Here is a 13,492-nt window from a genome sequence, read left to right as displayed (position 1 = left end):
AAGCATATTTATTTGGGGTTTTGCTATTTATCGATAGCCATAACGAAGGTTTTTAAGCTGACACTACTTGCCCACCTAAAATACGAGAACGTAATGGATAAGTACCCACCATATAGGCAAGCTCCGCAGGATGATCTATACCCCAGCAACAAAAATCTGCTTTCATACCCACCTTAATCATGCCGCACTCATTGGCGATTCCTAAGGCTTGGGCTGCATGTCGCGTAACACCTGCCAATGCTTCAGCAGGCGTTAGCCGAAACAGGGTACACGCCATGTTCAGCATGAGTCTTAACGACGCTAAGGGTGAAGTTCCAGGGTTAAAATCCGACGCAAGTGCGATAGGTACTTGATACTGGCGCAATAGCTCAACAGGGGGTAATTGCTTCTCACGCAAGAAATAAAACGCGCCCGGTAATAACACAGCGACTGTTCTTGCAGCTTGCATGGCTTTAACACCTTCCTCATCCAGGTACTCAAGATGATCTGCTGATAATGCCCCCAGTGAAGCAGCCATAGCAGCACCTTGCTGATTGGAGAGTTGTTCTGCATGGATTTTTACAGATAAACCAAACTGCTCAGCGGTTAACAGAACACGCTGACTTTGTTCTGTTGAAAATCCAACGGTTTCACAAAAAACATCGACAGCATCCACTAATCCTTGATTAACGGCTGCCGGGATGATGGTGTTACAAACAAAATCAATGTATGCATCTGCATCATGCTGATATTCAGGAGGAAGTGCGTGTGCTGCCAGTAAAGTGGTCTTAACACGAATGGGAAGCTCCTTGGCTAACTGGCGTGCAACACGAAGCTGTTTGAGCTCATCGGCTAAAGTCAGGCCATAACCTGATTTAATCTCAATGGTAGTAACTCCTTCTTGGAGCCAAGACTGTAGCCGCTGTTTGGCAAGCTCATATAATTCAGCCTCACATAATTCACGAGTAGCTTTTACTGTCGCCTGTATGCCACCACCTTGCTTAGCAATAGCTTGATAATCAACACCTTGCAAACGCTGTTCAAACTCATTAGCTCGATTACCCGCAAAGACAAGGTGAGTATGAGGATCAATGAGCCCTGGCGTCACCCATTGATGGTGTAAATCGGTACTAGGAATAGAAGCACTGAACTCAGACACTTCAGACATAGGCACAAGGGTATGGATAAGACCATCCTTCGTGCCCAAGGCATAGTTTTCAAGATATCCGTATTCCTTATCAACAGCTGGGTCCATGCTTGCTATACGCGCATTGAGCCAAATGTGATCACATTCCCTCAGGTTATTATGCATAGCCTGTTACTCGCTCAGAATGAATTGATTTTACTTATATTTATAGAGCACCTGTTTATAGAGTACTTGTTACATAAGTGGCGCCATTAATTGTATATACAATTAAAAGTAAGCGACTAAAATGTCAACCTTTAAAGTGATATTTGTATATACATTTATCATTTCATAACAAAGTAGAGAAATCATTTACCTGGCTACACAAAGCCAGCCCAATGCCTGCTGAACACGCCGTAAATCCATCCCTGGAGGCTCGACTGCCGCATCCATGCGGCAAACGGTTCTACAGCCATCAGCCAGACTTTGCTAAAGCCGCACCTATTGAGAGTAACGATCTAGACATTGAAAAAGTGTAAGAGTAGTTCTGTGAAGGGGATTTTAGAGGGGGCAAAGTAAAAACCAAAAAATTATTCTTGGATAGATATATCTCTTCCAATATTTGAGATATAAAAACCTGGCGTTGTATCCATGCTACCTTTCGTTTTAGGGACCTGGCCTAAAGCAAACATATAAATATCACCCCCATATGCTCTAAAGTATACCTCATTAAACATTGATCCATCCTGTTTACAAAGCAGCTGTTTTTTTTGCTTTTCACACCGAACAAATGTTTGCCTACTTTTATACTTTAAAATAAATCTATCTAAATCATAGCTCAGTGTATTCTTCTTACTGTTTTGCAAATACATAAACCTTTTCACTTGTTGGTCTGCACTTTTATCACCTGCAACAAATTGAAAAGCAGAAAAATAAGTCTCTTCATCTTTAATATCAAAATAAATGAGTGCATAAACATTATGATATTCTAACGCTTTACTGAACATCATATTACCTGCATGAATTTCACTAACATAATGGCCTGCTTGAGCTATTTTGGGCATCTCCCCATATTTGAAACTTTTGAGCTTAGAGCACAAATATTCTATCTGACTTGTACATTTACTTAAAACAAGCGTATTAATATAAAAATCAATTTTTTGTTCATCTGACATTTCTTCTGAGGCAGTTATATTCTGAGCTGTGATCATCAACAACAAAGTTAATAAATAATACTTATTCATAAATCCCTCCCTATCAATTCATTAAAATTAATGAATACACAACTAGCAACTATTGGAGAAATATGACAGTAACATAACAAAGTATCGATAATTCTAGTAGAACTGTCTACTGAATGAATGGCAACCAAGCCTCCAGGGACGGATTCACAGCGTATTCGAGGAGCGTTATGCTGACTTTGAACAAGGGTGCTTCAGAAAATAGCTTTTATAAATATACAATTATCCTATGGATTAGTTATAAGCTCTTGCAAGAGTGCCCTGCCCCTTGAAGGTATAAAAATGAGCATCATTACCCACAAATACAGACTCACCTGTGTTTAAGATAACTTCCTGGCTACTCTCACTTAATGTAACCTTACCATTAATACAAAAAATAATTTCAGGACTACGAACAAATTGAGTTTTTTTTGTAGTATCAGAAAAAATAATATCCAAACCAAAATCATCAACAGGAACGGGAAAACTTAATCTATCTTCTTTGTGAATAGGGTGTAGTTTAATCTGTCTTGGTTTTATAGGTTCAAAACGCGTATTAGCGATAAGTTCATTGAGATCAATATATTTTGGTGTTAGTCCTGCTCGTAAAACATTATCTGAGTTAGCCATTATTTCTAAACTGGTACCTTGCACATAGGCATGAGGGGTTTCTGTGTGCAAGAACATGGCTTCCCCAGGAGCCAGCTCCACAATATTTAAAAGTAGCGGCGCAAGTAGCCCAATATCCTCCTTATAGAACTCTTTAAACAAACGAATATATTCGAATGCTTTACGGGCTAACGCAGTATGGCTGGGTTGAGATAATCTATCATCTAACTCACACAAAACATGTCTTATTTTTGCTGGATCAAGGCTCATCAGTGATTTAAAAAATGAGCGTAGCCCATCTTTATTCCTCGATTTCTTAAACTGTGCCACTTCTGCAGTAAGCGATGGCAAATTTGCCTGCTGGAATAAAGACAGTATCTGTTTTATGGGGCGAAATCCATTCATCGCTTTATAAGGGGTTAAGGCATAGATTAATTCAGGCTTGTGATTTGCGTCCTTATAATTTCGATTGGCCGCGTGAGGGGGAATACCCGCCAGGTTTTCTTTAAGGAAGCCCATTTCTGCATTATGTTTGTTTGGATGAACCTGAATAGATAGCGGCGCATCGGCAGAGAGCACTTTAAATAGAAAAGGTAGGTTGCCAAATCGCTTAGCGGTATAGTCCCCAAGTAATTGCTCAGGGTTTTGTCTTAATACATCAGAGAGTAACTGACCAGTTTCTATGACTTTGGAGCAACCATTAGGGTGAACGCCCATCCAGATTTCAGCCTGAGGCTCTTGTTTGGGATTATTAATGCCAAATAAGTGGGAAATAGCATGTTTGCTACCCCAAGCATAATTTTGAATAACATTATCAAGCTTAAAGAGCGACATAGGGTCACCTCTGGCAATGCAACGGATGTTCAGTGCAAGCAGCATAGTTTTATTGCGAGTGTGACTGATATAGTAACTAAGTTGAGGAACGTGATAAGCAGGCAAATTGTTCGATTTACTGGATTTTTGTTAGTCTAGAGGCAAGATATGCTGTGATGCTAAGCACAGGCATAAAATAAGAATACGAAGTCATTTAGCCTCTACTGTAAAGCTTCAACCGTCAGTAATGAGACTATGCAGATAGAAGTAATCCTGTTTGGATATCATAAAATGCTAGATAAAAACGACATAATGACAGCGTTAAACCATTACGCTCACCATCCTGAAGCATTTGAAGATATATATATTGCCGGTAACTTGCCGTCACCTCCGGCCCTGGCTTATCAGGTCCATTTTCAACGAGTAGAAATAGTATTAGCAGGTGAGCTCAACATGGAAATGGGTAATTACCATGGTGTTGAAACGAACTTCACATTAAAAAAAGGGGATGTTGTGTATTTACCTGCTGAAAGTTGGAATAAACCCCACTGGCAAGGCCCTGTCGAAACCATGACCATCCTGGCAGGAAAACAAAGCTTTGGTTTAAGTTTACTACGTTGGAATGGAGAACCATTTGATGCTGCCGTGAAAGAGCGCGTTTTGCGTCGGGGACCACGAGTAGGTGCGTTTATACTTAATGCATTTGAAGAACTCAGTAAGTTAGTCGAATCAAAAAATACCCAGCGTTTGCTCATAAGCTCGCTATTGAGCCATATTATTGATCTTATTGAGCAACCTTTAGCGACACCATCAAAAAGTCATGCCTTATACGAAGCCGTCAGAGATTACTTGGAGCAGCACTATCAAGAACCCTTAACCCGAGAATCGGTCGCAGAGCACTTTTATATTTCACCCAACTACCTTTCCCAACTGTTTCAAAAAGAAGGGCAAGTTAAATTTAACGAGTATCTGACGCATATCCGTATTGAGCGAGCAAAATATTTACTGGTTAAATATGATATGAAAGTAAAAGAGGTAGCATATCGCTGTGGTTTTACAGACAGTAACTATTTTTGTCGTGTATTTCGCAATCAAACAGAACGCTCGCCGTCGGAGTACAGAGCACATTCTCTATGCTCTCATCAACGGTAATAAGCTATTAACTGGCCCTGAAAGGGTGGAGGAAATAAGGGCGTTAAGTGAAGTCTTTATAAAACAATTCTGGTCGCCGGTGGAATATTACGGGCGCGTTCAATAGCCGCCATAACGTCCTGGGTCTTGCACAAAAAGTGAGTGATACTACAACGAACAACTCTTAACTGGTCAAACCTTTCTATTCCGGCAATATTGATATCAGAAATAATCACTGCGACATTGGCCCGCTCAATATGCTCGGGAGAAAGCTCATGCTCACAACCAAGTGCACCTTGTGTTTCAACATTGATTTTATAGCCTGCTTTTTTACAGGTTTTTTCTAAGAGTTCTGCAGCCATATAAGTATGGGCTACACCACTGATGCAGGCAGTGACGCCAACAATTTCCATTTTAGTGCCTACCACAAATTAACACCTTTGTGAGTATAAATTTACTGGTGGGATGGTCAAGAGCCTGCAATAGCTTCTGATTATCGATGATAAGAATTTTGGGTTTCATCGTTAACCTCCAATCACCACATGATAGCCTTGAGCGGCGATATAACGACGTATGTTGTCTACTTCAGTTGGCGTAGGTGTAGGCATGTCTTGCAGAAGGTAGTGCATACCAAGAGATTGATATTTGTGTGCACCATACTGATGAAAAGGCAATAAATGGATAGTTGTCACAGCAAAAGGTGCTAAAAATGCGAGTACCTGATCGATATTAGATAAATTCAAAGTAAAGCCAGGAATGAGTGGTAATCGCGGAGTAACACAACTGCCGAGTGTTATCAGCTGATTGAAATTCCAAAGTACCTTATCCAGATCGATACCAATGACGGCTTTAGCATGAACCGGGTCCATGATTTTGAAGTCAAAGAACACCTCGTCACATAGCGCTGCGATCTGCAGTAAATGCGCTGTATTTCCTTGGCCAGAGGTTTCCACTGCCGTTTGGTAGCCTAATGCTTTGAGTTGTTTCAATAATGCAATCGCAAACGCTGATTGGCTGAGAACTTCACCGCCGGATAAAGTAATCCCCCCATTGGAGGCATAAAAAAACACATCGTCTTTGGCAATTTCAGCCAATAACGCTGCCACTGTCCAGGTTTTGCCAACTTGCTCCCACGCACCACTGGGACAAAGCTCATTGTCCATTAAGCAGGTTGTACATTGAATACACTTCGTCTTACTGCGTAGGTAAGTTGTTTCAAAAGCACGAGACTCAGGATTAGAACACCAAGGGCAGCGTAACGGACAGCCTTTAAAAAAAATGATCGTGCGAATACCTGCACCATCATGTAGCGAATAGCGCTGAATATTAAAAATATGTCCTGTGAGCGGCTTATCTGTTTTAATTAACATCGATTTACAGCTCATGTGCTGTTCTGCGAATAATGTCATCTTGAATGACTTTCGACAATTCAACGAAAAAGGCACTATAACCAGCAACACGGACCACTAAACCCGCATAATCTTGTGGGTGTTGTTGCGCTTTTAGCAATGTTTCAGCATTTAATACATTAAACTGAATATGTTGTATTTTCAGCTTAATGAAGGCACGAATAAAATCACAAAGTTTATTTAAACCTTGCTGACCTGCTAACGTGGTAGGGGTAAATTTCACATTCAATAGGCTACCATTGGATAATAAATAATTATCCAGTTTACTCACTGACTTTAGCACCGCTGTTGGACCACGCTGATCTTTACCGAGCATGGGTGATAAACCACCATCTGCGAGCTGTTCACCAGCGAGTCGACCATCAGCCGTTGCCCCGACAACGGCACCCAGCGGGATATGAGCAGACACAGTATAGGAGCCTGGTGTAAATTGACCACCCCGGGAATTCTGGTATTGTTCTAAGGTTTTACAAAATAGGCGAAGTAAACTCGCACCAAGGGAATCCACTTCATCCATATCATTGCCATATTTGGCGTACTTATTTTGTAAACGTGTACGTATCGAATGACCATCTGCGGTTTCAAAATTGCTATTTAATAACGCGATAAAATCATTAAATTGACTGCGCTGTTCCTCAAAAACGTAGTGTTTGAGGGCATACAGTGAGTCCGACAAATTGGCAATACCAATACCCTGTACTCCAGAAAAATTATATCGGCTGCCACCTTCAGTGACATCTTGTCCATGGCCAATACAATCATCAATAAAAGAAGACAGTAAGGGGACAGGTGCCCAGTCTCGGTGGCCAATATCACAAATGTTAGCGCCTTCAACCATCAGCTTAATGTAGTGACGAATAGCTTCACGGATTTCGGCTAGTAATGCATCAAAATGAATGCTTGGGTTATCCGCATGCCGCTGCAGGACAAGCTCCATAATTTTCACTAAGTTAAACATGGCAATATCATGCAAGCCATACGTTTTACCTGGAATTGAAAGCTCAACACAGCCAACGACGGCATAATCCCGCGCATCTTCTAAGCTAACACCACGGTTTAAAAAAGCCGGTACAATAACCTCATCGTTGAAAATTTGTGGGATACCTGTGCCCAGACGAATCGTTTCTGCCGTCTTAAGTAAAAAAGGCCGGTCAATAAACTCATTAACTCTGACGCCCAGATTTGGCTGTGGTAATTGCACGCTCTGGTATGCGTCTAAACAAAGAGTGGATAATGGATTGACAGCACTTTGTCCTGTTTCTGTTAAGCCTCCTAAAATAATGGTATAACCTGTAGGAAAACCCGCAAAAAACTCAGCACTGCTGGATGAGCGTAATAATACGACATCATTGGTTTTGACCCACAAGCTTTCCAATAATTCGCGTAAAAAACCTTCTGACTCACCCTGTGCTAATGATTGTTGATAAAAAGGCAGCATGTATTGATCAAAACGTCCAAGAGACAGAGAACTGGCATTCGACTCATACTGCAAAATAATATTCATGAACCAAAATAACTGACAGGCTTGATAAAAATTTTCAGGCTTTTCTGTTGCAATATACGAGGAAATAGTCGCTATGGTTTCTAGCTCATGTTGACGTTGCTTATTATCCGTTTGTTGAGCCATAGCGTCAGCCAGGCTAGCATAGCGACGAATATGACGAATGGACGCTTCTAGCAGTATTACAACTGAGCTATAAAATAAGTGGTCAGGGTTTTTATTGCATAGCACATGCATCTCATTGAGTAGTGAGCCTAAACCATGATTAAGCAAGCGCTCGAAATTAATGATAATATGTCCTTGGCCTTTATCGGTTTGATTAATACTAAATATTTTTTGCTCAATAGCCTCTTTCACAGACTCAGGTATTTGTGCATTAATAAAATCCTTCATGGACTGATTTGTCCAATAGGGTAGTAATCGTGCTCGGTAAAGTGCTTTGTCTTGCGCTGAAATATCAAATTGATCCTGTGGTCGACGAGCAAAAATATCTAATTCTTTTTCAATCCAGTAAGGATCCATTTCTGGAGAAACGATGCCTGCTCGTGGCTGTATTGTTCTGTTCCCAGCAATCAACTCATCTGCCCGTATACTGATCTGTACATTATCCAATATATGGGCCGTTGCTTTGGCTCGGCGAATGAGCGTAGATTCACCTTCGGTTTGCTGATAACTTTCGGTATACAGTAGCGCACGTTCTAATGAGATTTCACGCCTTGAAGCAAAAAGCACTGACTTCAAACGTGCGACTCTGGGTGTACTCATAGCAGGCTCCTACAAATACCGAGATAAATTATTTTGCTCGTGGTATTGGCAATCTATACCATGAATTCAACGAATAAGTGCACCTCTGAAAATAGTAATTTCTTTGTGAAAGCAAGGAAACAATTCATTTTTAAAGGTGCACTTAAATAATTCATTAGGATTAACTGAGTATCTTCCACATAAAAAAAATCAATCACCTAAAGGAGCTTTATTCCACTAAGTAGATTTTGTCCTGCTATGTGGATAAAGTTAAATGAGCTGCAATTTTATCCATAACGGCTGCCGAGCGTTTAACAGCATCACTAATACCAATATGAACAATGGTTTTTCCTTTAAAACGATCAGTATTTTTAATATCGATATCTTTCGTCAGGATCACCACATCAGCTTCAGCGATAGCTTCACGGGTCAATTCATTTTCAATACCGATTGAACCCTGGGTTTCGACACTGCACTGCCAACCTTTAGCTTTTGCGGCAGACTCAATAGCTTCTGCTGCCATATAGGTATGCGCCACACCTGAGGGACATGCGGTAACGGCTACGATACGGGTCATCATTATTTTCCTTATAAAATCATACTTCAGTTTGAGGATTTCAACGGATTGTTATTTATTTTGTTTATAGACTGAACTTGGGTTAAGCCGGAAAAATTAACCGATTTCAATTTCCAACTCAGGTTCGTCAGTATCGACTGTAGCCTCCTGAACAGGTCGACGGGCTTTAAGAAAGTTAACCATAAGCGCAGTCACAACAGAGCCAACCATAAGGGCTATCACAAAGCTTAAACGCCCTTCCACAACAGGAAGCACAATGAGTCCCCCCCATGCTGCATAGCTTTGGGTGCCCAAAATAGCTGCCGTGGCGGCACCTAAGGCACTGCCTGTCATAATGGAAGGTAAAACACGAATAGGGTCTGCTGCTGCAAAAGGAATGGCTCCTTCGGTAATCCCCATGGTCCCCATTAAAATGGAAGCACGACCTGCTTCTTGTTCACTGGGAGCATAAAGCTTTTTATTGAAAAAGGTGGCGAGCCCCATACCAATGGGAGGTACAGCAATAGCCACTGCAGTAAAGCCAACAACAGTGTTTATCCCCTCTCCAACACAAAGCACCATAAAAGCATAAGCGACTTTGTTAACGGGGCCGCCCATATCGAAAGCAATCATCAATCCCATGATCACCGCGAGAATAACAATACTCTCATTTTGCATACCTTTGAGGAAATCAGTCATGGCTGTAGTTCCAGCCCCAATAGGCTCGCCAATACCCCATACAATGGCGCCCGCCGTTATCAGGGTACCAATAATTGGGATAACAAAAATGGGCATGATGGAACGGGCAAAGGCAGGTACTTTAATTTTCTTGAGGTAAAACACCACAATACCACCCAGCAGACCAGCGAAAATAGCGCCAAAAAAGCCTGTGTTATACATGTCTGCACCTATATATGCAGCAATGGCTGATGGTGCAAGTGCAGAACGGTCTGCAATGGAATAACCAATGTATGCTGCCAGCATAGGTACCATTAACTTGAAGCCCGCAACGCCGATAAAAAATAGATCGTGTAACCAGGAGCCTTCTTTAGGTACCGCACCTTCACCAGATATCATGACTGACGCAGCAAGAAGAATACCGCCAGCGACAACAAACGGAATCATATGGGAGACCCCAGTCATTAAGTGTTGCCGTGTATCTTTCAAGATCGAGATTAAGTCTTTCATAGACCTCTCCTTGAGTAGGCAAAAAATAGTTTTTTTAATTATGTTTCATTAATTTTATAAGCACTGCTAAGCCGGCTTTATCCTTGAAAGCCACTGTCAGTGATGTAAGCGATAGACGACTTGTGCTTTATGCCGTTTGGGCTCTATTCACAAGCACCTTTCGGTTACAGCTTCCGTTCTCTGGCAGCCTATCAGGTCAATAAATCGTGCCGTTATTTTTCAGTTAAGCCAGCTGACTGTGCCTCTACTATAGAGAGCAAGGTGGTTTGCCAGTTAGAGGAAAAAAGTGCTTTTCACTGGATTTTTGTAAGATAAAAGCAAAAAATTGACCTTTCGCATTATTTTTATTCTCAGGGTAACCCCAGTCCTTAACACCTGGGTATTTATAACTGGGGTCTAACACAACTAAATACTGATATTTATCATAAGAAAACCACAATCATACAAAAGTCTAGTGTTTCGTATTATTTTCCAATAGCAGTAGACTATGGCTTTGCCTATCGTGAACATAAAATCACAAGCAGTATGCTTAAGTGTTAAAAAAGGATAAGTTGCTAATGAAATCCTTCACTTTTTCCTGTGAACTCGCTAATGGCGTACACGCCAGGCCCGCAAGCTATATAGAAGCATTATGTTCGCAATTTAACGCTGATATTACTTGGCAAAATAAGCGTACAGGTATTACCTGTAATGCTAAAAGCGTGTTAGCTTTAATTGGTACTGATACGCTATTGGGTGATGAGTGTGTGCTATGCATTGAGGGTCTTGATGAAGAACAAGCGCTGCAAAAAATAACACAGTTTATTCGTAATGAGTTTGTTCATTGTGATGCGCCATTAAGTTCAGCTCAAGCTGGTAGTTCTGAAACATTGCAGCCATTACCACGAAATTTAACCAATTTAAATGTGAATTATATCCGTGGTCTAGCAGTGAGTGAGGGGATTGGCCAGGGAAAGTTACTCACAATGGGTACCATTAATTTTGACCATCTAGGTGATTTGCCCACTGCGCTGTCTCATCATAAAGAACAGCGACAGCTAGATACTGGTCTCAAAACATTGATAGCATCACTTACTATTCAGTTTAATACGGCTGAATATGCAGAAAAAGAGGTACTCAAAGCTCATTTAGCCATTGCCAAAGATCCTGAATTTCAACAGCATTTATCCCAAAGTCTGGTCGTTGGAGGCCGTTGTGCTGACGCTATTATTGCTACCGTAAAACACTTTGCTGAAAGAATGAAGCATTCTGCTAGCCGTTATATGCGTGAGCGTGAATTGGATATTCGTGACGTTTGTTATCAGTTATTACAAAGCATTTATAGTCACCAACATTTTGCCAACCAAAGTCAATTAACGGAGCCAACGGTTGTATTGGCTGATGATTTAACCCCGAGTCAGTTTTTAGAGCTCGATAAATCAATGCTACAGGGAGTCATTTTATCTTGTGGCGGCAGTACCTCTCATACCGTTATTTTGGCACGATCCTTTGCGATTCCCACCATTGTAGGCATTGAAGCAGACCAACTGACCAGCTCTTTACGCCAATTAATCATTATTGACGGGAATTTAGGAGTAGTTATTACTGAACGGAACACGGCTATTGAGCGATATTACCAGCAAGAACAGTGGATAAAAGCAATCGTCAGCGAAAGGCAAGCAAAATTCCGTAATCAGCCAGCCTATACGGCAGATGGTAAACCATTGGAAGTGGCAGCAAATATTGCCCATTCAGTTGAAGCCAAACAAGCCTTTGTGAACGGAGCGGAATCTGTTGGATTATTTCGCACCGAAATGTTGTACATGGATAGAAATACTCCACCTGATGAAGATGAGTTATATAACATCCTATGCCAGGCTTGTGAAGCCGCTGATGGTAAAGCGATTATTGTACGAACTATCGATATTGGTGGTGATAAGCCCGTTGATTACTTAAATATTCCTGCCGAAAATAATCCATTTCTTGGTTATCGAGCCGTGAGGATTTACTCAGAGTTTATAGATTTATTTAAAACCCAGTTACGAGCTATTTTACGTGCTTCTGTGCATGGCAATCTAAAAATTATGATTCCAATGATTTCTGCATTCGAAGAAATTCTTTGGGTAAAAGATGTTTTAGCTGAAGTACGCCAAGGGTTACGGAAAGATGAAGTTGCTTTTGCAGAAAAAGTACCTTTAGGAATTATGCTGGAAGTGCCGTCTGTGGTTTTTATTTTAGATCAATGCTGTAAAGAGGTTGACTTCTTCTCTATTGGATCAAATGACTTAACCCAATATCTATTGGCCGTCGATCGTGATAACAGTAAGGTCGTGCAACATTATAATAGTTTAAATCCAGCTTTTTTACGCACCCTGGATTATGCGGTACGCCAAGTTCATCACTATGGTAAATGGATTGGTTTATGTGGTGAACTGGGCGCAAAAGGTTCAGTCTTGCCCTTATTAGTTGGTCTTGGGTTAGATGAGATCAGTATGAACTCACCCAGTATTCCGGCAACCAAAGAGCATATTGCTAAACTGAATAATAGTGAGTGCCGACAATTACTTAATCAAGCCAAGCAATGCCGTACCGTTCAAGAGGTAGAGCATATATTGGCTCAGTTCAGAATGGACCAAACAGAAGCACCGATGGTATCAAGGGATTGTATTATTTTGGATCAAGATTTACGAAGTAAAGAAGAGGTTATTAAAGCGCTTGCCGATAATTTATTTTTAACTGGACGTTGTCGCTACCCTAATAAACTCGCTGATGACCTTTGGGCACGAGAAGATGTTTTCTCAACTGGACTAGGTTTTGGATTCGCAATTCCTCATACGAAAAGTGAACATATAGAACAATCGGCGATTAGTGTATGTCGGCTGGATCGCCCTATTCAGTGGGGAGATGAGGAGGCTCAGTTTATTATTATGCTAACGCTAAATAAGCATGCGGCAGGGGATCAACATATGAAAATCTTTTCGAAATTAGCAAGAAAAATAATGCATGTACATTTTAGAGAGCAACTAATGAAAGCTACAGACAGTGAGCAAATTGAGTCATTATTAAAGCATGAATTAGAGCTGACTTAAGAGCACCTAAATGGTTTAGTTTGAAAATACTTCTACAATTAAAGTGGAAGTAGCAGCGATTCCTCGTACCCTTTGGTCAGATATTTGACTCTAAACTGCAATAATAGTAAAAATCATTTGCTTTATTGGCCATTAACCTCTATAAGAC

The 13,492-nt window shown here is 41.0% G+C and carries 11 protein-coding genes; 3 read left to right on the top strand and 8 right to left on the bottom strand.

The window, feature by feature from the left end; genetic code table 11:
- Positions 1 to 52: 52 nt before the first annotated feature.
- Positions 53 to 1,291, bottom strand: a complete 1,239-nt coding sequence (hutI, locus tag ACQ96U_RS10560) for an imidazolonepropionase (protein ID WP_431721214.1) — start codon at positions 1,289 to 1,291, stop codon at positions 53 to 55.
- 143 nt (positions 1,292 to 1,434) lie between these two features.
- Here hutI and ACQ96U_RS10555 point away from each other — a divergent pair, with 143 nt between their 5' ends.
- Complete coding sequence (locus ACQ96U_RS10555; protein ID WP_431721213.1) at positions 1,435 to 1,644, top strand: hypothetical protein; 210 nt, start codon at positions 1,435 to 1,437, stop codon at positions 1,642 to 1,644.
- 51 nt (positions 1,645 to 1,695) lie between these two features.
- Here ACQ96U_RS10555 and ACQ96U_RS10550 read toward each other — a convergent pair whose 3' ends face one another.
- Positions 1,696 to 2,349, bottom strand: a complete 654-nt coding sequence (locus ACQ96U_RS10550) for a hypothetical protein (RefSeq protein ID WP_431721212.1) — start codon at positions 2,347 to 2,349, stop codon at positions 1,696 to 1,698.
- 231 nt (positions 2,350 to 2,580) lie between these two features.
- Positions 2,581 to 3,768, bottom strand: a complete 1,188-nt coding sequence (gene manA / locus ACQ96U_RS10545; RefSeq protein ID WP_431721211.1) for a mannose-6-phosphate isomerase, class I — start codon at positions 3,766 to 3,768, stop codon at positions 2,581 to 2,583.
- A gap of 270 nt (positions 3,769 to 4,038) precedes the next feature.
- Between manA and ACQ96U_RS10540 the strand changes: the two genes are divergently transcribed.
- On the top strand, positions 4,039 to 4,899 hold the full coding sequence (locus ACQ96U_RS10540) for a helix-turn-helix domain-containing protein (protein WP_431721210.1): 861 nt from the start codon (positions 4,039 to 4,041) through the stop codon (positions 4,897 to 4,899).
- A gap of 56 nt (positions 4,900 to 4,955) precedes the next feature.
- On the opposite strand, the gene ACQ96U_RS10535 is transcribed toward ACQ96U_RS10540, so the two are convergent.
- The 5 genes from ACQ96U_RS10535 to ACQ96U_RS10515 all read right to left on the bottom strand — a co-directional run bounded on the left by ACQ96U_RS10535 (position 4,956) and on the right by ACQ96U_RS10515 (position 10,276).
- Complete coding sequence (locus tag ACQ96U_RS10535; RefSeq protein WP_431721209.1) at positions 4,956 to 5,306, bottom strand: fructose PTS transporter subunit IIB; 351 nt, start codon at positions 5,304 to 5,306, stop codon at positions 4,956 to 4,958.
- Positions 5,307 to 5,402: 96 nt separating this feature from the next.
- Positions 5,403 to 6,248, bottom strand: a complete 846-nt coding sequence (locus tag ACQ96U_RS10530) for a [formate-C-acetyltransferase]-activating enzyme (RefSeq protein ID WP_431721208.1) — start codon at positions 6,246 to 6,248, stop codon at positions 5,403 to 5,405.
- 4 nt (positions 6,249 to 6,252) lie between these two features.
- Positions 6,253 to 8,553, bottom strand: coding sequence for a formate C-acetyltransferase (locus ACQ96U_RS10525; protein ID WP_431721207.1), 2,301 nt, complete (start codon positions 8,551 to 8,553; stop codon positions 6,253 to 6,255).
- Between the two features lie 235 nt (positions 8,554 to 8,788).
- A complete protein-coding gene (locus tag ACQ96U_RS10520; RefSeq protein ID WP_431721206.1) occupies positions 8,789 to 9,112 on the bottom strand; it encodes a PTS fructose-like transporter subunit IIB in 324 nt (107 codons plus the stop codon).
- Between the two features lie 93 nt (positions 9,113 to 9,205).
- Complete coding sequence (locus tag ACQ96U_RS10515; RefSeq protein WP_431721205.1) at positions 9,206 to 10,276, bottom strand: PTS fructose transporter subunit EIIC; 1,071 nt, start codon at positions 10,274 to 10,276, stop codon at positions 9,206 to 9,208.
- A 557-nt stretch (positions 10,277 to 10,833) separates the two neighbouring features.
- On the opposite strand from ACQ96U_RS10515, the gene ptsP reads away from it, so the two are divergent.
- Positions 10,834 to 13,344, top strand: coding sequence for a phosphoenolpyruvate--protein phosphotransferase (ptsP, locus tag ACQ96U_RS10510; RefSeq protein WP_431721204.1), 2,511 nt, complete (start codon positions 10,834 to 10,836; stop codon positions 13,342 to 13,344).
- Positions 13,345 to 13,492 lie beyond the last annotated feature (148 nt).

The organism is Zooshikella sp. RANM57 (genome assembly GCF_050749885.1).
Lineage (GTDB): Bacteria > Pseudomonadota > Gammaproteobacteria > Pseudomonadales > Zooshikellaceae > Zooshikella.
The sequence above is the reverse complement of the archived record's forward strand: the minus strand, read 5'-3'. Positions and strand labels throughout refer to the sequence as shown.

What these genes read in the sequence shown, in the direction of transcription:
- ptsP (WP_431721204.1), top strand. Translation starts at nt 10,834, where the DNA reads ATGAAATCCTTCACTTTTTCCTGTGAACTCGCTAATGGCGTACACGCC.
- ACQ96U_RS10520 (WP_431721206.1), bottom strand. Translation starts at nt 9,112, where the DNA reads ATGATGACCCGTATCGTAGCCGTTACCGCATGTCCCTCAGGTGTGGCG.
- ACQ96U_RS10540 (WP_431721210.1), top strand. Translation starts at nt 4,039, where the DNA reads ATGCTAGATAAAAACGACATAATGACAGCGTTAAACCATTACGCTCAC.
- ACQ96U_RS10530 (WP_431721208.1), bottom strand. Translation starts at nt 6,248, where the DNA reads ATGTTAATTAAAACAGATAAGCCGCTCACAGGACATATTTTTAATATT.
- ACQ96U_RS10515 (WP_431721205.1), bottom strand. Translation starts at nt 10,276, where the DNA reads ATGAAAGACTTAATCTCGATCTTGAAAGATACACGGCAACACTTAATG.
- manA (WP_431721211.1), bottom strand. Translation starts at nt 3,768, where the DNA reads ATGTCGCTCTTTAAGCTTGATAATGTTATTCAAAATTATGCTTGGGGT.
- hutI (WP_431721214.1), bottom strand. Translation starts at nt 1,291, where the DNA reads ATGCATAATAACCTGAGGGAATGTGATCACATTTGGCTCAATGCGCGT.
- ACQ96U_RS10550 (WP_431721212.1), bottom strand. Translation starts at nt 2,349, where the DNA reads ATGAATAAGTATTATTTATTAACTTTGTTGTTGATGATCACAGCTCAG.
- ACQ96U_RS10525 (WP_431721207.1), bottom strand. Translation starts at nt 8,553, where the DNA reads ATGAGTACACCCAGAGTCGCACGTTTGAAGTCAGTGCTTTTTGCTTCA.